At 74.1% G+C, this 19,636-nt stretch carries 19 protein-coding genes and 1 pseudogene; 6 read left to right on the plus strand and 14 right to left on the minus strand.

The features are described 5' to 3' along the window. Positions 1-94 precede the first annotated feature (94 nt). Positions 95-997 (minus strand): annotated as a pseudogene (gene rfbA / locus E7744_RS04505) (glucose-1-phosphate thymidylyltransferase RfbA). Positions 998-1,249: 252 nt separating this feature from the next. Between rfbA and E7744_RS15760 the strand changes: the two are divergent. The 3 genes from E7744_RS15760 to tsaE are packed head-to-tail and all read left to right on the plus strand — an operon-like array spanning position 1,250 to position 3,356. Continuing rightward, positions 1,250-1,393: a hypothetical protein gene (locus E7744_RS15760; RefSeq protein ID WP_168199754.1), complete on the plus strand. Its 144-nt coding sequence runs from the start codon at positions 1,250-1,252 to the stop codon at positions 1,391-1,393. Between the two features lie 50 nt (positions 1,394-1,443). After that, a complete protein-coding gene (gene alr / locus E7744_RS04515; RefSeq protein WP_168199755.1) occupies positions 1,444-2,751 on the plus strand; it encodes an alanine racemase in 1,308 nt (435 codons plus the stop codon). Further along, positions 2,748-3,356 (plus strand): tRNA (adenosine(37)-N6)-threonylcarbamoyltransferase complex ATPase subunit type 1 TsaE, encoded by a 609-nt coding sequence (gene tsaE, locus E7744_RS04520; protein WP_168199756.1) that lies wholly within the window; start codon positions 2,748-2,750, stop codon positions 3,354-3,356. The genes alr and tsaE overlap by 4 nt, the downstream gene beginning before the upstream one ends. A 47-nt stretch (positions 3,357-3,403) precedes the next feature. Here tsaE and E7744_RS04525 read toward each other — a convergent pair whose 3' ends face one another. The 9 genes from E7744_RS04525 to E7744_RS04565 form a co-directional block, all read right to left on the minus strand. Next, positions 3,404-5,200 (minus strand): thiamine pyrophosphate-requiring protein, encoded by a 1,797-nt coding sequence (locus E7744_RS04525; protein WP_137773101.1) that lies wholly within the window; start codon positions 5,198-5,200, stop codon positions 3,404-3,406. Continuing rightward, positions 5,184-6,668: an aldehyde dehydrogenase gene (locus E7744_RS04530; protein WP_137773102.1), complete on the minus strand. Its 1,485-nt coding sequence runs from the start codon at positions 6,666-6,668 to the stop codon at positions 5,184-5,186. The genes E7744_RS04525 and E7744_RS04530 overlap by 17 nt, the downstream gene beginning before the upstream one ends. After that, a complete protein-coding gene (locus E7744_RS04535; protein ID WP_137773103.1) occupies positions 6,665-7,501 on the minus strand; it encodes an ABC transporter ATP-binding protein in 837 nt (278 codons plus the stop codon). The genes E7744_RS04530 and E7744_RS04535 overlap by 4 nt, the downstream gene beginning before the upstream one ends. A gap of 26 nt (positions 7,502-7,527) precedes the next feature. After that, positions 7,528-8,358, minus strand: coding sequence for an ABC transporter permease (locus E7744_RS04540; RefSeq protein WP_137773104.1), 831 nt, complete (start codon positions 8,356-8,358; stop codon positions 7,528-7,530). Next, complete coding sequence (locus E7744_RS04545; RefSeq protein ID WP_137773105.1) at positions 8,358-9,323, minus strand: ABC transporter permease; 966 nt, start codon at positions 9,321-9,323, stop codon at positions 8,358-8,360. Before E7744_RS04545 ends, E7744_RS04540 begins: the two co-directional genes overlap by 1 nt. Beyond that, entirely contained in the window at positions 9,320-10,408 is a 1,089-nt protein-coding gene (locus tag E7744_RS04550; protein WP_137773106.1) for an ABC transporter substrate-binding protein, read from the minus strand. Before E7744_RS04550 ends, E7744_RS04545 begins: the two co-directional genes overlap by 4 nt. 80 nt (positions 10,409-10,488) lie before the next feature. After that, positions 10,489-11,517, minus strand: a complete 1,029-nt coding sequence (locus tag E7744_RS04555; RefSeq protein WP_137773107.1) for an amidohydrolase family protein — start codon at positions 11,515-11,517, stop codon at positions 10,489-10,491. 154 nt (positions 11,518-11,671) lie between these two features. Next, entirely contained in the window at positions 11,672-12,451 is a 780-nt protein-coding gene (locus E7744_RS04560) for an IclR family transcriptional regulator (protein WP_137773108.1), read from the minus strand. Continuing rightward, positions 12,448-13,512, minus strand: coding sequence for an amidohydrolase family protein (locus E7744_RS04565; protein ID WP_137773109.1), 1,065 nt, complete (start codon positions 13,510-13,512; stop codon positions 12,448-12,450). Before E7744_RS04565 ends, E7744_RS04560 begins: the two co-directional genes overlap by 4 nt. A 216-nt stretch (positions 13,513-13,728) precedes the next feature. On the opposite strand from E7744_RS04565, the gene E7744_RS15765 reads away from it, so the two are divergent. Next, positions 13,729-13,872, plus strand: coding sequence for a hypothetical protein (locus E7744_RS15765; RefSeq protein ID WP_168199757.1), 144 nt, complete (start codon positions 13,729-13,731; stop codon positions 13,870-13,872). Here E7744_RS15765 and E7744_RS04570 read toward each other — a convergent pair whose 3' ends face one another. Both E7744_RS04570 and E7744_RS04575 read right to left on the minus strand, forming a co-directional pair. Next, entirely contained in the window at positions 13,873-14,088 is a 216-nt protein-coding gene (locus tag E7744_RS04570; protein WP_137773110.1) for a hypothetical protein, read from the minus strand. It lies immediately after the preceding gene. A gap of 92 nt (positions 14,089-14,180) precedes the next feature. Beyond that, positions 14,181-15,485 carry an AI-2E family transporter gene (locus tag E7744_RS04575; RefSeq protein ID WP_168199758.1) on the minus strand — a complete coding sequence of 435 codons (1,305 nt, stop codon included), beginning with the start codon at positions 15,483-15,485 and terminating at the stop codon, positions 14,181-14,183. Between the two features lie 176 nt (positions 15,486-15,661). Between E7744_RS04575 and galE the strand changes: the two genes are divergently transcribed. Further along, positions 15,662-16,639 (plus strand): UDP-glucose 4-epimerase GalE, encoded by a 978-nt coding sequence (galE, locus tag E7744_RS04580; protein WP_137773112.1) that lies wholly within the window; start codon positions 15,662-15,664, stop codon positions 16,637-16,639. Between the two features lie 193 nt (positions 16,640-16,832). Next, positions 16,833-18,002 carry a glutamate--cysteine ligase gene (locus E7744_RS04585; RefSeq protein ID WP_137773113.1) on the plus strand — a complete coding sequence of 390 codons (1,170 nt, stop codon included), beginning with the start codon at positions 16,833-16,835 and terminating at the stop codon, positions 18,000-18,002. Between the two features lie 26 nt (positions 18,003-18,028). Here E7744_RS04585 and E7744_RS04590 read toward each other — a convergent pair whose 3' ends face one another. Together E7744_RS04590 and E7744_RS04595 are read right to left on the minus strand one after the other, a co-directional pair. Next, the gene (locus tag E7744_RS04590; RefSeq protein ID WP_137773114.1) at positions 18,029-18,439 is read right to left on the minus strand and encodes a rhodanese-like domain-containing protein; all 411 of its coding nucleotides are present in this window, start codon (positions 18,437-18,439) and stop codon (positions 18,029-18,031) included. Positions 18,440-18,449: 10 nt separating this feature from the next. After that, positions 18,450-19,502: a serine hydrolase gene (locus E7744_RS04595; RefSeq protein ID WP_137773115.1), complete on the minus strand. Its 1,053-nt coding sequence runs from the start codon at positions 19,500-19,502 to the stop codon at positions 18,450-18,452. Positions 19,503-19,636 lie beyond the last annotated feature (134 nt).

The raw sequence follows: 19,636 nt of genomic DNA on the forward strand, positions 1-19,636 counted from the left end.
CGTGGTCGCAGCAGGTGTCATCACGTGAGCCGGCCTCCGCATCCAGGGCAGCGGAAGGCGGCCGCTGGCATCGGGCGGCCGCTCAGGAGATCACTCAGGACGCCGCGCGGAGCCGCAGCTCCGGCACCTTCGACTCCCGCTCCAGCAGGTCGAGCAGGTAGGCGCCGTAGCCGCTCTTGACCAGGGGCTCGGCCACGCGGCGCAGGTCGTCGTCGGAGAGGAAGCCTCGGCGCCAGGCGACCTCCTCGGGGGCGGAGACCTTCAGGCCCTGGCGCTTCTCGAGGGTGCGGATGAAGTCCGAGGCGTCGATGAGGTCCTCGAAGGTCCCGGTGTCCAGCCACGCGGTGCCGCGGGGCAGGATGGAGACCTGCAGCCGGCCCTGCTCCAGGTAGGTGCGGTTGACGTCCGTGATCTCCAGCTCGCCGCGGGCGGAGGGCTCCAGCCCCCGGGCGATCTCGATGACGTCGTTGTCGTAGAAGTACAGCCCGGGCACGGCGTAGTTGCTCCGGGGCTCGGCCGGCTTCTCCTCCAGGGACAGGACGCGGCCGTCGTCGTCGAACTCCCCCACGCCGTAGGCGTGGGGGTTCTTCACTCAGTAGCCGAAGACGGCCCCGCCCTCGATGTCCTGGAAGCGCTGGAGCTGGTCGCCCATGCCGGCGCCGTAGAAGAGGTTGTCCCCCAGGACCAGGGCCACGGTGTCCTGGCCGATGTGCTCCTCGCCGAGGAGGAAGGCCTGGGCCAGCCCGTCCGGGGAGGGCTGGACCGTGTAGCCGAGGTTCACCCCGAAGCGGGAGCCGTCCCCGAGCAGGCGGTGGAAGGCCTCGGCGTCGTGCGGGGTGGTGATGACGAGGATGTCCCGGATGCCCGCGAGGATCAGCGTGGAGAGCGGGTAGTAGATCATCGGCTTGTCGTAGACGGGGACCAGCTGCTTGCTCACGCCCAGGGTGATCGGATGCAGGCGCGAACCGGTGCCCCCGGCCAGGATGATGCCCTTCATGGTCCCGAAGCTACGGAGGCCGCGCCGGATCCGGAACGGGGGGGCACACCCGTCCGCCACGGGGGCGCGGCCCCCGGGTCCGCGCAGGGCACGTAACGGTTACCTGATCGTGATGAAATACCTTGTCTGACAAGGTTTTATTCGTATACTTACTAATGACCGGTCCGGCGTCATCCCCGACGCCCCGACCGCCTCCCGGCGGCGCCGCATCCCCGCGCGCCGTCTCCCGCACCGTCCCCCTGGAGCCGTCTCATGACCCAGCACACCCCCCATCTCCGTTACCGTTCGCGCTACGCCCGGAACGGCTCCGCCACCACCGGACTCCAGGTCGCCGCGATCGCCCTGGTGGTCTGCGTGCTCGGCGTCCTCGCCATGGTGCTGCTCAGCAACCCGTAGGCCGCGCTGCCGCGTGGCGCGGCGGTGCGGGTGGAACAATGGAACGCATCATGTCTTCCGTCAGTGACGCCCTCGCCGCCGCCCACCACGACCCCGCCCGGCACCCCGCCGGCGGCCCGGACGGCCGCCGCGCCGCCGTCCCCGGCGGCCGCCACCACTCCCGTCCCGACCACCGCCCGGCGGGACCGTCCCTGCCGGCGGAGCGCGCCGCCGTCGTGGACCTCGCGGCCATCCGGCACAACGTGGCCACGCTGCGCTCCTGGGTCCAGCCCGCCGCCCTCATGGCCGTGGTCAAGGCCGACGGCTACGGGCACGGGGCCGTGCCCGTGGCCCGCGCGGCCGTGGAGGCCGGCGCCACGTGGCTGGGCACCGCGCACGTGGCCGAGGCGCTCGAGCTGCGCGAGGCCGGGATCAGCGCTCCCCTCCTGGCCTGGCTGCACACCCGCGCCACCCCGTTCGGGCGGGCGATCGAGGAGAACGTGGACCTCGGCGTCTCCGGCTGGGAGCTCGAGCCGATCGCCGAGGCCGCCCAGCGCCTCGAGCGCCCCGCCCAGGTGCACCTCAAGGTGGACACCGGACTGGGCCGCAACGGCGCCACGCTCGCCGACTGGCCCCACGTGGTCCGGCGCGCCCACGAGCTGCAGGAGGCCGGGCTGATCCACGTCATCGGCATCTTCTCCCACCTGGCCGTGGCGGACGAGGAGGAGCGCGGCGGCGAGACCGACGAGCAGCTCGAGCACTTCCACGCCGCCGTGGAGGCCGCGCGCGCCGCCGGGCTGAACCCCGAGGTCCGGCACATCGCCAACACCCCCGGCATCCTCAGCCGCCCGGATGCCCACCTGGACCTGGTGCGCGCCGGCCTGGGCATCTACGGGCTCTCCCCGTTCACCGGCCGGGCCGCCGCGGACTTCGGGCTGCGCCCGGCCATGAGCGTCACCACCACGGTGGCCAACAACAAGGCGGTCGAGGCCGGGCAGGGCGTCTCCTACGGCTACCGGTACCACACGAGCGCCCCCACCCGGCTGGCCCTCGTGCCGCTGGGCTACGGCGACGGCGTGCCGCGCACCGCGGTGGCCGCGCCCGTGGCGATCGACGGGCGCCGCTACGAGGTGGCCGGGCGGATCGCCATGGACCAGTTCGTGGTGGACCTGCACACCGAGGACGGGGCCGTGGCCCCCGTGGGCTCCTCCGTGGAGCTGTTCGGGCCGGCCTCCGGGATCGCCGCCGACGAGTGGGCCGCGGCCGCCGGGACGATCAACTACGAGGTGGTCACCCGGATCGGGGCGCGCGTGCCGCGCATCCACGTGGACACGGACCCGGGCAACGCCGCCGGCGCGCCCACGGGGGAGAGCCGGTGAGGCCCGTGCACGTGCCGGCGCCCGAGCCGGTGGCCCGGCTCGAGGTGACCCTCGACGGCGCCGCGGCCACCCAGGGGTGGGCCCGGCGGCTGGCGGGGGTGCTGCGGGCCGGCGACGTGCTCATCCTGACCGGGGAGCTCGGCGCCGGCAAGACGACGTTCACGCAGGGGCTCGGCGCGGGCCTGGGCGTGCGCGAGGGCATCATCTCCCCGACGTTCGTGCTCTCCCGCATCCACCCCGCCCTCGCCGAGGGCCCGGACCTGGTGCACGTGGACGCCTACCGCCTGGGCTCCGCCGGGGAGTTGCTGGACCTGGACCTGGACGCCACCGCCGACCGCTCGGTGACCGTGGTGGAGTGGGGCCGGGGGATGGCCGAGGCCCTCGCCGGCTGGCCGGACGACCCGGACGCCTCGTGGCTGGACCTCGAGCTCGTGCGGGCGCAGGGTGCCGGGACGAGCGGGGGCGCCGGGGTCCGCGCGGACGCCGAGGCCGGGACGATCCTCACCGACTTCTCCGACGAGGACGGGGCGGGCCAGGACGAGCTGCGCGCCGCCCACGTGGTGGCCTACGGGCCGCGCTGGGAGGGCGTGGAACTGCCCGCCTGACCCCGCGCGCGCCGCGCACCGGGCCCCCGTGGGCCGGCCCATGCCGGTCAGCGCAGCGCGTCCGGCGCCTGCCGGGAGATGGGCGGCAGCCGGACGGCCACGACGGCGGCCCGCCCGCCGGCCACGGCCTCCAGCCCCCGGCGCAGGGCCGGCTCCAGGTCGGCGTGCCGAGCCACGGTGGCACCCCAGGCGCCGCCCGCGGCCGAGGCGATCCCGGGCAGGTCGGCGGTCTGCCCCAGGTTCACGAAGGCCCGGTCCGTGGCGTCGGCCACCCCGCCGGGATGCTGGCGGACGAGGTTGCGCTGGGTCGCGCGCCACCCGCCGTTGTCCAGCACCACGGTCAGCGTGGGCAGCCCGTAGCGACCGGCCACCCACGCGGCGGATGCCGGCTCGCCCAGCAGGTACGTGCCGTCACCCACCACCGCGACCACCGGGCGATCGCCGGCGGCCAGCCTCACCCCGAGGGCGCCGCCGCCGAACCAGCCCAGCGAGGTGCCCCGGTTGCCGAACAGCGTGCCCGCCCGCGTCCGGGGCAGGTGCCGCCAGACCGCGGGCGCCTCCGTGATGGCCTCGTTGATGACCACGGCCTCCGGCGGCAACAGCTCGGCCAGGGCGCCGGCCACCGTGGCCGCCGTCAGGCGCTCCCCGGAGCGGTCCTCGCGCAGCTGCCGCCGCCACTCCTCCCGGGTCTGCCCATGGAGGCGCTCGGCGGCCTCGACGCGCTCCGCCCGTCGGTCCGGGTCCGGCCCCCGTCCCGAGTGGAGCGCGGCGGCCGCGGCGAGGAGCTGGCGCAGGAACGTGGCGGCGTCGGCGCGCACCACGTGCGTGGCCGGGTAGTACCAGAGGGGGATGGACTCCTGCAGCGGGTCCTCGTTGACCACGGCCACCGTGGCCCCGGGCCGCGGCGAGACCGCGGTGTGCAGCCACGGGGCATCCGTCTGCAGCGCGATGATGACGTCCGCCTCCGCCACGAGCGGCCGCGGATCGTCCCCGGCGTGCAGGGGATGGTCGGCCGGCAGGGACACGTGCTCGGCGTACGGCTCCACCACCGCCAGGCCCAGCCGCTCGGCGGCCTCCGCCAGTGCCCCGACGGCGTCCCGGTCCCGGCCCGCGTACGAGGTCACGACGACGGCCGACCGGGCGGCGTCCACGGCCTCGGCCAGGGCCTCCACCGTGCCCGGCGGGGCCGGGCACGGGGCGAGGGGCGGCCAGTCCCCGTGGGCCGTGGTGTCCGGCCGCGGCGCGGTCTCGGCGAGCACCTCCCGTGCCGCCGTGAGGTACACCGGCCCGCGCGGGGCGCTGAGGGCGAGCTGCAGGCCCCGGCGGACCACCTGGGGGACATTGCGGGCGGTCCGCAGGTCATAGCTCCACTTGACGTACTGGCGCACGAGGGCGTGCTGGTCGGGCACGTCCTGCAGGTGGTTGACGTGGGTGGTCCGGCTGCCGGGCAGTTCCCCCTCCAGCGTGTAGGGCGTCAGCCCGGCGAACACGAGCACCGGGACCCGGGACCGGTGGGCGTTGTGCACCATGCCGCCCAGGTTCGCCGTCCCCACGTCCGTGTGCACCAGCACCGCCGTGGGCTCCCCGGTGGCGGCCGAGTAGCCGTGCGCGGCGCCCAGCGCCGTGGCCTCGTGGGGGCACAGGACCACCCGCGGGGCGTCCTCGCCGCGCTCGCGGTCCTCGGCCAGCGCCTCGATGAGGGCCGGGTGGTCGCTGCCGAGGTTGGCGAAGGCGTAGCGCACCCCCGCCTCGCGCAACGCCTCCACGAGGAGCCGGGCCGCCGTGGCCTCCTCCGCGGGCGGAGCCCCCGCGGCGGGCGGATCCTCCTCAGCGGGCGGGGCCACGGTGCCCCTGGAAGTCGGTGGAGTGGAACTGCAGGTACTCCTCGATCCCGTGGGGCGAGCCCTCCCAGCCGATGCCGCTGCGCTTCCAGCCGCCGAACGGGATCCGGGCGGTGCCGGTGGGGGAGAACAGGTGGCTGTTGACGATCGTCATGCCCGCCTCGATCCGCGAGGAGACCTGCTGGGCGCGGTCCGGGTCGGCCGTCCACACGGAGGAGCACAGGCCGTACTCCGTGTCGTTGGCCATCCGGACCGCCTCGTCCAGGTCGTCGTAGGCGACGACGGGCAGGACGGGGCCGAACTGCTCCTGGCGCACCAGCTCGTCGCCGTGCTCGGCGTCCAGGACGAGCGTGGGGCGGTGGAAGTGGCCGCCGGACCAGCCCTCCGGGTCCAGCACCGTGCCGAGTTCCCGCACGTCCCGGCCGGCCTCGCGGGCCCCCGCCACGAGCGCGGCCACCTTCTCCAGCTGGCCGGCGTTGTTCAGCGGCCCCATCCCGGCCCGTGGGTCCAGGGGATCCCCGACGGCGATGCGGTCCACGCTCTCCACCAGCCGGGCCCGGAACTCCTCGGCGAGCCGGCGCGGGACGTAGACCCGCTTGGCGGCGAAGCACACCTGGCCGGCCCGCCGGAAGGCCGAGGCCACGATCCCGTCCGCGGCGCCGGGGAGGTCGGCGTCGTCGAGGACGAGCGCCGGGTCGTTGCCGCCGAGCTCGAGGTGCACCCCCGTGAGGTTGGCGGCGGCCTGGCGCAGGATGTGGTGGGCGGTCTCGCCGCCGCCGGTGAAGGAGACCTTGCGGACCCGCGGGTGCCCGACCAGGGCGGCCCCGGTCTCCCCGCCGCCGTTGAGCACGTTGACGACGCCGGCCGGCAGCACCCCGGCGGCGATGCGCCCGATGGTGCTGGCGCCCAGCGGCGCCAGGGGGGAGGGCTTGAGCACGATGGCGTTGCCGGCGGCCAGCGCCGGGGCGATCTTGTTGGCGGTCAGCAGCAGGGGCGCGTTCCACGGGACGATGCACCCGACCACGCCGAAGGGGCGACGCTCCACGCGCACCCGCTCGCCGGCGTCGCCGTGGTGCTCCTCCGGGGCGAGCCGTTCGGCGAGGTAGGTGCCGACCGCGCGCCAGGCCCCGGCGGCCCCCTGGAGCTCGCGCCGGATGATCGCCCGGGCACTGCCGTTCTCCCGCGCGGTGAGGTCGGCCAGGTCCTCGGCGACCGCGTCGATCCGGTCCGCGATCTCGGCGAAGAGGGCCAGCCGCTCCTCCACGGGCGTGGCCTCCCAGCCCGGCTGGGCGCGCTCGGCGGCGGCGACGGCCGCGTCCACGTCCGCCGCCGTCCCGACGGCCACGGTGCCGACGGTCTCGGCGGTCCGGGCGGGGTTGGACACGGTGATGACCTCCGCGCGCGGGACGTCCCGGCCGTCGATGAACAGGCCGAGCCGGTGGTCGAGGGTCGTCTGGTCGGCGGTGGTCATGGGCGCTCTCCCTTGGGCATCACGAGGGCCAGCAGGTGCTGCCGCAGCTCGACGAACGCCGTGCTGGCCCGGGTCTCGGACTGGGTCCGCTCGGGACCGAGCGGGACGTCGACGATCTCCCGGACCACGCTCGGGCTGGCCGAGAGCACGACGATCCGGTCGCTGAGGTAGATGGCCTCGTCGATGTCATGGGTCACGAGGACCACCGTCACGCCCAGGTCCCGCCGGACGCGCAGGATGAGGTCCTCGAGGTCGAAGCGCGTCTGGGCGTCCACCGAGGCGAACGGCTCGTCCATGAGCAGCAGCTCGGGGCGGTAGGACAGGGCGCGCGCGATCGCCACGCGCTGCTGCATGCCGCCGGACAGCTCCCAGGGATACTGGCGCTCCACGTGACCGAGTCCGACGGCGGCCAGCACCTCGGCCACGCGCGTCGCGCGCGCGGCCTTGGGCACCCCGCGGGCGGCGAGCGGCAGGGCGACGTTCCGGCCGTTGGTGAACCACGGGTAGAGCGAGCGGCCGTAGTCCTGGAAGACCAGGCCGAGCTTCTGGGGGACGTCCGAGAGCACCTGGCCCTCGAACACCGTGGACCCGCGCGAGGGCGCCGCGAGACCGGCGATCGCCCGCAGCAGGGTGGTCTTGCCGGCGCCGCTGGGCCCCACGACGCAGACGAACTCGCCCTTCTCCACGGTGAAGGAGATGTCCCGGATCGCCGTGACCTCGTGGTCGGTGCCGGCGTTGAACGTCTTCTGGATGCCCCGGACCTCCAGGATGGGGCCCGGGGGTGCGGCGCCTGCGGCGGCGGGGACCGGGTGGTCACTGGTGGTCGACGACATGTCGTGTCCTTTCACGGGGCCGGGGGTCACGAGGCCAGCGCGCGCGAGCGGTAGTGCCACCGGAGGACCCGGCGCTCGATCGCGACGAAGAGGTAGTTGAGCAGCGTCCCGATCAGCGCCAGGACGAGGATCCCGGTCCACATCTTGAGGATGGCGAACTCGGCCTGGGCCTGGAGGATGAAGTACCCGATCCCGGAGCGTGCGGCCACCATCTCGCTGACGACCATGAGGATGATGGCCACCGTCAGGCTGGCCCGCAGGCCGGCGACGATCTGCGGCGAGGCGCCCGGCAGCACCAGCTGGAAGTAGCTGCGCCAGCCGCCCAGGCGCAGCGCCCGGGCCGTGTCGAACTTCACCGCGTCCACGCCGCGCATGCCGTCGAGGGTGTTCAGCAGGGTGGGCCAGATCGAGCCGAGGGTGATCAGGGCGATCTGCCGGACGTCCCCGATGCCGAACAGGGCGATCATGGCCGGCAGCAGCGCGGGGGAGGGGAGGACGTAGAGGAAGTAGATGATCGGGTTCGAGGCCGTGCGGACGGCCCGCCACCGCCACATCAGGGACCCGGCCACGATCCCGACCAGGGTGCCGGCCAGGTAGCCCAGGAAGAGGTTCCGCAGGCTGGTGACGGCGTTGACCCAGGCCCCGTACCTGATCCACTGGTTCCACGTCTCCTCGACGATGGCGGACAGCGGCGGGAAGAACGGGGAGGTGCTGTTCTCGCTGGCGAACCACCAGGCCACCAGGAGGAGCACGGGCAGCCAGGCCATGGCGGCCGCGCTGCGCCAGCCGGTCCGGGCCCGGCCCGGGGACCGCCCCCGTGCCGGGGAGGGGATGTAGGCGCCGGTGACGCGACTCATCAGGCCCCACCCGCCCCGGACTGCCGGATGCCGCGCTGGGACTCGTGCCAGTGCATGAGCCTGCGCTCCATGAGGAAGAACGCGCCGGTGAGGACCAGGCCGAGCAGGCCGGCCACCAGGATGTACGCGTACATCCGGGGATAGGCCTCGAAGCCGACGTTCTGCGCCAGCAGGATCTGCCGGCCGATCCCGTCCGCGCCCCCGACGATCTCGGCCACGATGGCCAGGATCAGGGCCTGCGCCGAGGCGATCCGCATGCCGGTGACGATGAACGGCGAGGCGCTCGGGATGCTGACGGCCAGGAAGCGGCGGACGCCCCGGACGCCCAGGGTGCGGGCGGTGTCCCGGACCAGCGGGTCGATGGCGCGCACGCCGTAGATCACCTGGATGGTGAAGGGCCAGAAGGCCGCGAAGAAGATCAGGAACACCTTCATCGGCAGGGTGGAGCCCACGACGAGGATCACCAGCGGCAGGATGGCGATCGCCGGGATGGCCTTGAAGATCTCGATGACCTGCGAGGTGCTGAGCCGGGCGAAGTCGTTCACCCCGAGCAGGGTGCCCACCACCAGGCCCAGGGCGACGGTGACGGCCATGCCCAGCGCCCAGGCCACGAGGGTGGCCCCGACCGAGTCCCACAACCGGTCGTCGCCGAGTTCCGAGGCCAGGGCGGCCATCGAGTCCGTCATCGTGGGGAAGTCCGAGCGGCCGACCATCCCGGAGGCGGTGACCAGTTGCCACAGCCCCAGGACCACCGCGACGCTCAGCACCGGTAGGCCCCAGGACATCCACCGGCTGGTCCCGGAGGAGCGCCCCGGTCGCCGCGTCCGTCCGGACCGTCCGGCGGAGCGGGCGGAGCGCGCGGGGGCGGGCCCCGGCACCCCGTGCGGGGTGCCGGGGCCGTCGTCGCCCCCACGGCCGGGCGCCGCCGCGTCGTACGGCTGACGGGGGCGCATGGTGGCGGTCACTGCTCGAGGGCGCCCGGCCAGACGAGCGTCTCCAGGTCGAGGTCCTGTACCTTGTCCTGGACGGTCGGGTCGTCGCTGTACTTGACCAGGCTCTCGACCGTCTTCTCGAAGGCGTCCATGTTCACGGGCGGCTTGCCGCCCACGTTCCACCGGGCGTTCTCGGCCTGCTGCTCGCTGAAGTCCAGCCCCTCGACCAGGGACATGTTGGCCGCCTCCGGATCCTCGTTGGCGGCCTCGATGGACTCGACCATCGCGGCGTTGAAGGCGGCCACGGTGTTCGGGTTCTGGTCGATGAACTGCTGGGAGGTGTTGAAGAAGGTGGTGGCCGTGTTCGCGTACAGCGCCCGGTTGTTGTAGGCCAGGGTCTTGCCGCCGGCCTCGAGGGCCTGGCCGGCGAAGGGCCACTGCAGCACGGCGGCGTCCACGTCTCCGGCCTCCAGTGCCGCCGGCATCTGCGGGAACGGCAGCTGGACGAGCTCGATCGAGCGGGGGTCGATCCCGGCCTGGTCGGCCAGGGCCCGCAGGGTCAGGGTGTTGTGCGAGGACAGGCCCACCGTGGCCACGCGCTTGCCCTCCAGCTCGGCGATCTCGGTGATCCCGGACTCCGCCGAGGCGATGGTGGTGGTGCCCTCGTCGTCCTCCTGGATCTGCCCCTCGATGGTGGACACGGTGCGGATGGGCACGCCATTGGCGTTGGCCGTCACCACGTGGACCACGGTGGCGAAGCCGAAGTCGTAGGTCCCCGAGGCGATGCCGGAGATGATCGCGGCGATGTCCGTCTGGGGGACGACCTCCAGCTCCAGTCCGTGCTCCTCGAAGATGCCCTCCTGGATGCCGTAGAAGAACGGGGCGAACTGGGTCGAGGGGTTGATGGCCACGGTGAGGTCGGTCTTCTCCGGCTCTCCGGTGGCCTCGCCACCGCCGGCCGTGCCGGTCTCCCCGCTCGGGCTGGTCTCCCCACCGGGGCTGGCGTCGCCGCCTCCGCCCCCTCCGCTGCCGCCCCCGCCGCCGCAGGCGGCCAGGGCGAACAGGGCCAGGACGGCGGTGACCAGCAGGGCGAGCCAGCGGGGTCTGCGGGTGTTCATGATGGGCCTCGATTCGGTGCCGGGGTGGGTGATGCGTGCGGTGGGGACGCCCCGGGGATAGGGCGGTCCCCGGGTGGTCCTCAGTCCGGCAGGCCGAGCAGCCGGGCGACGTTGCCGTGGTAGATGGCCTCGCGGTCGGCGTCCTCGAGGATGTCCATCTCCTCGAGGTTCGCGATGGTCGAGCGGATGTACCCGGGACCCTTCTCGGGGTCGAAGGGGGAGTCCGAGGCGAACAGGGTGTGGTCCACCCCGAAGAACCTGATCGCCGTCCGCATCGGGTCACCGGCCCCGAAGTAGGCGGTGTCCACGTAGAACTCCTTGAAGTAGTCCAGGGGACGGCGCGTCAGGGGGTAGCCGGTGATGTCCTCCTGCTGGTCCTCCGGGGTCCGCGCGCCCAGCTGGTCCCAGCCGGGACCCACGCGTCCGGCGAAGTGCGGGATCATCGCCCCGCCGTGGTGGATGAGGATCTTGATCCCGGGCAGTCGCTCGAAGACGCCGGCGAACACGAGCCGGGACATGAAGGCCGAGAGGTCGTACTCCCAGCCCAGCGTCCACCAGATCTCGAACCTCGAGCGGTCCTCGGTCTTGTAGTCCGCCCAGCTGGAATCGCGGCACGGGTGGACCTGGATGATCTTGTTCCCGCGCTCGGCCACCGCCTGGTAGAAGGGGAAGAACCGCTCCTGGTCCATCGGCCCGCCCTGGAAGTGGGTGTAGATCTGGACCCCGTGGGCCCCCAGGTCGTCGAAGGCCCGCTGGGCCTCCTCGATCGCGGCGTCGACGTCGGCCAGCGAGACCGCCGCGACGAAGCCGGCGAAGCGGTCCGGGTGGGCCGCGACGATCTCCGCCATGCCCTCGTTGGCGATCCGCGCCAGTTCGGTGGTCCGGTCCCGGGGACCGAGGTCCTCCAGGGGCGGTGCGGCCGTGTTGATGATCTGCCGGTAGTCGGGCCCGAACTCGTCCATGATCCGCAACCGGACGTCCATGTCCACCAGGGCAGGCACGCCCGCCACCCGCTTCTGGACGTTCCGGGCCACCGGGCTGTCGTCGATGGCGAACAGCCGCTGGGCGTAGGCCGGGGGCAGCACGTGGTTGAACGCATCGATCTTCATGGACGGCCTCCACGGTGCGGTGATGTGGTGTGGGTCACAGTGAACGCCGGGGACGGAGGGGCGGCAAGGGGGTGCGCGCGGTGATTCCGCAGGAGGGAATATCCGGGGTCTGGCATCTGCCTTCCCGCCGCGGGGCCGGCGGCTCGGCGGCGGATCAGCCGCGGTACCGGTGGAGGTCCTGGCGGATCGCGGCCACGTAGGCCCGCAGGTGGACGACGGCCTCGCGGATCCGCGCGCGGTCCATGCGCTCGGTGGGCGCGGACATGGCGAGCGCCGCGATGGTGGTGCCCGTCTGGTCCTTGAGGGGCACCGCCACGGCGGTCAGGCCGGGACTGCTCTCCCCGCGGTTGACGGCGTAGCCGCGCATGATGACCAGGGAGAGCTCGTCCACCAGTTGGGTGAAGGTCCGCGTCCGGGGCGTGAGCTTGCGCAGGCCGTGGGGGTAGAGCCGCTTGAGCTCCTCGCGGCTCAGCTCCGCCAGGAGCACCTTCCCGCCCGAGGTGGCGTAGGCCGGGAGCAGGGTGCCGGTCAGCACGTGGGTCCGCACCGCCTGCGTGGTGGTCTCGAGGCCCGCCACGAAGCGGATGGACGGGCCGTTCAGCACCATGAGGTTCACGGTCTCCCCGGCCTCGCGCACCAGCCGGCGCATGTGGGGCTCGGCGACCGCCCGCAGGTCGAAGGAACTCGTGCTGCGCACGCCGATCTCGACCAGGCTCGGTCCCACCCGGTAGGTCCGGGAGACGCGGTCCTGGACCACCAGCATCCTGGCCTCCAGGGTCGTCAGCAGCCGGTGGGCCGTGGAGGGCGCGATGCCCAGGCGCCGGGCGACCTCGGTGACGCGCACCTCGCGGGACTCCTCGAAGAGCAGGAGGATCTGCGCGGCATGGTCCACCGACTGCACGATGTGCCGGGGGCCGGGATCCGGCTCGGTCATCCGATGCCGAACACCTCCTCGGCGATGCCCTGGAAGAAGGCGGCCTTCTCCTCGTCCGGGATCGGCAGGGCGTCCTGCTCCGCCACCTCCGCCGCCTCGTACTGGTAGGGGTAGTCCATGGCGTACATGACGCGGTCCCGGCCCACCACCTCGCGGGCGAACAGGATGGGCAGGGTCGCGGGCATCCCGGAGGTGGTCAGCCAGACGTGCGTGCGCAGGTACTCGGAGGGCCGCTGCTCGAGCGGACGGATCGCCTCGTACCGCCCGGAGGCCACCTGCTTGGCGTGCATGTGGTCGATGCGGTGCGCGAAGTACGGCAGGCCCTCGCCGAGGTGCCCGACGACGACGCGCAGCCCCGGGACGCGGTCGAGGGTGCCGGAGGTGATGATCCGCAACAGGTGCAGTCCCGTCTCCGCGGCGAAGCCCCAGATCGCCCCGTCCAGCCCGGCCTCCTGCCACGGCCCGACGACCGGTCCCGGGAGGGTCTGCGGGTGCAGGTAGAGCGGGACGCCGAGGTCGGCGACCTTCTCGAGGATCGGCCGGAACCGGGGATGGTCGAGGTACTGGCCCTTGACGTGCGAGTTGACCATCAGGCCCCGCAGCCCCAGCTGGTTCACCGCGCGGTCCAGCTCCTCCACCGCGGTCCCGGCGTCCTCCAGGCCCACCGAGGCCAGGCCCGTGTACCGGTCCGGGTGGTCGCGGACCGCCTCGGCCAGCCGGTCGTTCGCCAGCCGGGCCATCGCCGTCGCCGTGTCCGGATCGAGCACCTGGGTGCCGGGGGCGGTCATGGCGATCACCTGGCGCGCGATGCCCGTGGCGTCCATGGCCGCCAGGCGGTCCGGGCCGAGCGAGGTCAGGCGCTCCACCACGGTGCGGGGCTGGGGGTGGGACGAGGTCAGGAAGTACCCCATGAGCGAGGCGAAGCCCACGTCGGCCTCACCCGAGTCGAGGATCCGCCGGTACTCGGCGAAGAGCTCGGGTGGTGCCCACGCCTCCTCGGTCGCGATCCTGCGGTACGGCCGGTCCTCCAGGCCCGCTGCCGGTGCCGAGTCGCCCTCCATGGCCCGCCCCCCTTCGCCCCGACATGGTGCGGGGCACCACGTCCGTCATGGCGCCCAGTATGGCGAGGCTCCGGCACCTCGGCCATGGCCCGTCCTCTCGCGGGGCACCGGCCCCGTGGTGAACGAGTACCCGCCTCGCATCCGCCGGCACCCTCCCCGCGCCTAGGTTCTGCCGTAGGCAGGACGGCCCTGCCGCCCAGGAGACGAGGACACACGGTGGCACGAGGCAGCGAAGGCGTCGCATGGATCTGCACCTGCATCCGGGACGACCATGACCCCCGGCACGTGGCCGTCCCCGACGAGGAGTGCCCGCGGCACGGTGCCTGGGACGGGCACTACGCGTTCCCCCAGGCGAGCTGATCAGGCGAGCTGGACCCCGCGCGGGTCCCCGCCCTGGGCGTCCGCGCACTCCGGGGAGCAGAAGCCCTCGTGGCCGGCGGCGCGCGCCTCGCGGAGCATGAAGGTGTTGGGGCAGCGGAAGCCGCCGGGGCTGCGCCGTCGCGAGCAGCCGAGCTCCTGGTCGAGGGTGGCCGTGAGCAGGGACCGCAACAGGTTCATCGAGCGCAGGGGAGCCATGGCCTTGACCCTACCGTGACCTGCGCGGACACTGCGATCCGTGTCACGCCCGGACGGGAGTCGGGCCGCCGCCCTCGGGCCCGTCCCGGGGCCTATGGCTCGCGCGCCGGCTCCCCGGTGCCGTCCCGCTCCGGCTCGTCCCGGTCCGTGCGGTCCTCCCGGTCCTCCTGCGCGGTGACGGTCCCGAGCTCGGCGCCCAGGTCCTGCGACTGGCGCCGCATGCGCCAGTAGCGCAGCCGCTGCGCGGGGGTGGCCTTCGCCGCGGCGCGGTCCTTCGGGTCCAGCGGGTCCTCGCCCAGCACGGGGTCCGTGCCGGCCTGGTAGCGGTCGCTCCACACCTGGATCAGCGTCCACGCCACCGCCGTGTACGGCACCGCCAGGATGGCGCCGAAGATGCCGCCGGCGATCGTGCCCACGGTCAAGGCCAGCAGCACGACCAGCGCGTGCAGGCTCAGGGTGCGGCCCATGACCACGGGCTGCAGGAAGTTGCCCTCGACCTGGTTGACGAGCACCACGATGCCCACCACGACCAGCGCCGCCACCGGGCCGTTGGCCACGAGCGCCACCAGTGCGGCGAGGATGCCCGCCGCGGTGGCGCCCACCACGGGGATGAAGGCGCCGATGAACACGACGAGCGCCAGTGGCAGGGCCAGCGGCACGCCCACGATGAACAGGCCCAGGCCGATCAGCACGGCGTCCACGGCCGCCACGGTGGCGGTGCCGCGCACGTACCCGCCGAGCACCTGGGAGGAGCGGTCGATCGACTCGGCGAGCTTGGCCCGGGTGCCGTCCCGGAACCAGCGCAGCGTGAAGTTGGTGAACTTCCAGCCGTCCTTGAGCAGGAAGAACAGCACCACGATCATCAGCACGAGCCCGGTGAGGAACGTGGTCGCCGCCGAGAGCCCCGTGAGCGTGTTGCTGGCCAGGCCGCGGGCGAAGTTCCCGCTCGTGACGAAGTCCGTGACCTGCTGGGTGGCCGTGGACAGCTCCTGCTCGTCGATGGGCAGCGGGCCGGAGGTCAGCCACGTCTGCAGCTGGCCCCAGCCCTCCACGGCGGAGTCCACGAGGGTGTCCCACTCGCTGCGCACCGCGAAGACCACCCCGGTGAGCAGCGCGCCGAGCAGCACGAGGATGCCGAGGAACGCCGTCAGCGTGGCCAGCAGGTGCGACCAGCCGCGGTCCACCAGCCTCCGGACCAGGGGAGCGACGGCGGCGGCCAGGATGAGTGCGACGAGCACCGCGACCAGCACGACGCTCACCCGCAGCAGCAGCCAGATGAGCCCGACGGCGACGGCGGCGATCAGCAGGGTCTGGCCCGCGCGGGCCCCGGCCCGGCCGAGGGGGTCGGACCACGGGTTCGGCGGGGTGGTCCGGGGAGGGTGGGGCGTGGTGCTCACGTGCGTTCTCCTGGGTGTCGGCGGCGCAACGGTCTCCCTCACCCTACGGCCGTCGGGCCCGTCCGTGGGGTGCGCGCGGCGCCCAGGGGGTCTTTCCCGGGCCGCGGGCTGCCGCGCACCCCTCGGGTGGTCGGCCCGGTGGCGTCCGTCACGGGGGCCGTGGGTAGCCTGAGGGCATGACGTGGATGGTGACCGGCGGGGCCGGGTACATCGGGGCCCACGTGGTCCGGGCGCTGCGGGAGGCGGGGACGGCGGCGGTGGTCCTGGACGACCTGTCCACCGGCCACCGGCGGTTCGTGCCGGAATCGGTGCCGTTCGTGCAGGCCGACCTGGCGGACACGGACGCGGTCCGCGCGGCGCTGGTGGAGCACGGCGTCACCGGGGTCATCCACGTGGCCGGGTTCAAGTACGCCGGGGTCTCGGTGGACCGGCCCCTGCACGCCTACCGGGTCAACGTCACCGGCACCGCGAGCCTGCTCCAGGCGATGCAGGACGCCGGGGTGGAGCGCGTGGTGTTCTCCTCCTCCGCGGCCACCTACGGCACCCCGGACGTGGACCTCGTCACGGAGGCCACCCGCACCGCGCCGGAGTCCCCCTACGGGGAGTCCAAGCTCATCGGCGAGTGGCTGCTCGCCGACCAGGCCCGCGCCACCGGCCTGCGCCACACCTCGCTGCGCTACTTCAACGTGGTGGGCTCCGGGGACCCGGCCCTGCCGGACACCTCCCCGCACAACCTCTTCCCCCTGGTCTTCGACGCCCTCGTGGCCGGACGCACCCCGCGAGTGTACGGCGACGACTACCCGACGCCGGACGGCACCTGCGTGCGCGACTACGTGCACGTGGCCGACCTGGCCCTGGCCCACGTGGCCGCCGCCCGCCGCCTCGAGGCCGGCGAGCCCGTGGAGCCGGTCTACAACCTCGGCTCCGGCCGGGGCACCTCCGTGCGGCAGATCATGGACACCATGGCCGCCGTCACCGGGATCGCCTTCACCCCCGAGGTCCACGAGCGCCGCCCGGGCGACCCCGCGCGGATCGTCGCCGACGGCCGGCTCGCCGCGCGCGACCTCGACTGGCGCATGCGCCACTCCCTCGAGGACATGGTCGCCTCCGCGTGGGCCGCCCGCCGCGCCGGGGAGCCCGCGCCCACACGCTGACCCCGCGCGCTGACCCGGCCGCGCTGGGACCGCGGCGCCCGCCCGCTGACGCCGCGCGCTGACCCGGCCGCGCCGGGACCGCGGCGCCCGCGCGGGGGAGGCCGCCGGCGTCGGGCCCCGCGCCCCCACCGTGTCCGCGGCACCCGTCCCTCTGCGATGCTGGGACCCCTCGGACCCGGCGGGAGGAGTGCGCGTGCGGACGTTCGGCGTGGAGGAGGAGCTGCTGCTGGTCGAGACCTCTGCCCTCGAGCCGCTGTCCGCGGGGGAGTGGACGGCCGGGCTGCCGGCCGAGGCGTCGGCGACCGGGCACGAGATCACCATGGAGCTCCAACAGGAGCAGATCGAGGTGGTCGGCCCGCCGCAGGCCACGCTGGCCGGCCAGCTCGAGGCGATCCTCGCCGGCCGGGCGCTCGCCGACCGCGCCGCCCGGCGGGCCGGGGGACGGGTGGTGGCGCTGGCCACGCCGCCGGGCGGGATGATTCCCCACCTGGTCCCGAAGGCGCGCTACCAGCGGATCGGGCACGAGTTCGGCGTGACCGCCCGCGAGCACCTCACCAACGGGCTCCACGTCCACGTGGCCGTGGCGGACCCCGAGGAGGCCATCACCGCCCTGGACCGGATCCGCGTGTGGCTGCCCACGCTGCTGGCCCTCAGCGCCAACTCCCCGTTCTGGCAGGGGGCGGACACCTCCTATGCCTCCTACCGGCACCGGCTGATGTCCCGCTGGCCGGTCAGCGGGCCCACCGAGGTGTTCGGCTCCGCGGCCGCCTACGCGCGGCACCGCCGGCAGCTGCTGGACAGCGGCATCCCGCTCGACGCCGGCATGTTCTACTACGACGCCCGTCCCAGCGAGCACCAGCCCACCCTCGAGGTGCGCGTGCCGGACGTGCCCCTGGACCCCACCGAGGCCGCCGTGATCGCCGCGCTCGTCCGGGCCCTCGTGGAGACGGCGCTGCGGCAGGCCCGGACCCCGCCGCCGGACGTGCCCGCCTCGCTGCTGCGCGCGTGGTCCTGGCTGGCGAGCCGCTCCGGGGTGGAGGACCGGCTCATCGACCCGGCCACGGGCATGCCCGCGCCCTCCGGCGACGTGGTCAGCCGGCTGCTGGACACCCTTCGCCCGGTGCTGGCGGAGCACGGGGAGGAGGGACCCGTGGAGACGGTGGTCGCCGGGATCCTCCGCGAGGGCCCCGGCGCGCGCGTGCAGCGGCTCGCCTACGGGGTGCGGTGCGAGGTCCGGGACGTGGTGGCCGCGGCGCTGGAGGCCACGCACCGGGTGCGCGGGGTGCCGGGGCTGGCGCCGGCGGCCTCCCGGCCGGCCGGCGCCGGGGAGCACCCGCCGGGCCCGCCGCCGTCGGGGTCCTGAGCCCGGGCGGGCCGGTTCGGAGCCGCTCAGCGCCGGACGTCGTGCGGGCCGGGGCCCACCGGCAGGCCCTGCCCGCTCCAGGCCTCGAAGCCGCCCACGATGTCCGTGGCCCGGTGCAGCCCCATCTGGCGCAGCGTCCACGCGGCCAGCGAGGACGAGTAGCCGTGCCGGCAGAACAGCACGTACCGGGTGTCCCAGCTCGTGGCCTCGGGGATCCGGTGGCCGAAGCCGGGGTCCAGCCGCCACGGCAGTACCGTCAGGTCGATCACCAGCGCGCCCGGGATGCCCGGGGCCTCCGCGCGCTGGGCCTCGGTCCGCACGTCCACGAGCACGGCGCCGCGCCGCTGCTCGGCGTGCGCCGCCGCGGGGGACAGGCGGTCCAGGTCCCGCCGGGCCCGGTGGAGCAGTTCCATCGAGCCGGGACCGGGTGCCTCCATGCGGCCCAGCCTATCCGCGGTCCAGCCAGTCCACGTAGCGCCGGATCACCGGCCAGGCCGCGTCCGAGCTGTTGCCCACCACGGTCACGGTGGTGCGGGTGACCGGATCGAAGCGGGTGCGCACGGACACCCCCGGCCCGGCGCCCTCGAGGATCCAGCCGGGGCCGTCGGCGTCGAGCCAGAAGCCCAGCCCCGAGTGCAGCCCGCGCTCCACGTCCGCGTGGCGGGGGCGGACCATCCGCTCGACCGCCGCGGCCGAGACGATCCGGCCGTCGGCGAGGGCCCGCCAGAACCGGCTGAGGTCGCCCACCGTGGTGTGGGCGCCGCCGTCGCCGTTGCCGCGCACGGGCAGGTGCAGGACGTTGGTGCGCACCGAGTCGTTGCGCAGGTAGCCGGTGGCGGTGCCGGCCGGCAGCTCGTCCAGCCGCGGGTAGCCGGTGCCGGCCAGGCCGGCGGGGGCGAGGACGCGGTCGGCGACGAGGTCGTGGAAGGGGGTGCCGCTGGCCCGCTCGGCGGCGAGGGCGAGCACGAGGTACGCGGCGTGGTTGACCGCGAAGCGGGTCCCCGGCGGGTCCACCTGCGCCCGGCCGTCCAACAGGGGCAGGAAGCCCGCGGTCTCGGCGAGGGTGTGCGTGGGCTCGGTGAGCACGTAGTCCGTGGCGTCCGCGCCGGGGACCTCGTCCCGGTAGTCCCCGATGCCCGAGGTGTGCGCGAGCAGGTGCTCGAGGGTGACGTCCGCGTGCACGTCCGGCAGGTCCCGCCCGAGCATGGGCCGCACGCGGGACGCCAGGGACAGCGTGCCGTCCTCGATGAGGGACATGACCGCCAGGGCCGTGAACGCCTTGGACACGCTCCCCACGGCGAACCGCGTCTGCGCCGTGTTGGGCACCCGCAGGACCCGCTCGGCCCAGCCGTAGCCGCGGCACATCACGGCCTGGCCGTCCTCGTCGATGGAGATGGCGCCGGAGAAGGTGTTGGCGCGCGCGGACTCGTCCAGGATGACGGCGAGTTCGTTCAGGTCAACGGCGGTTCTCAGGGCCCCCACCGGGGTCGTAGGTGTCACCCCGCCAACTTAGTCGACAGTGGCTGGTGTCAGGGAGTGTGGCGCGCGGTGACTATGGGCGTAGTGAGGGTGGTGGGAACACTGTGACGGCACGGTGCGCGGGGGACTCGCGCGTGGACGCGGATGCGCGGGGC

The sequence above is a fragment of the Citricoccus sp. SGAir0253 genome (genome assembly GCF_005877055.1).
Lineage (GTDB): Bacteria > Actinomycetota > Actinomycetes > Actinomycetales > Micrococcaceae > Citricoccus.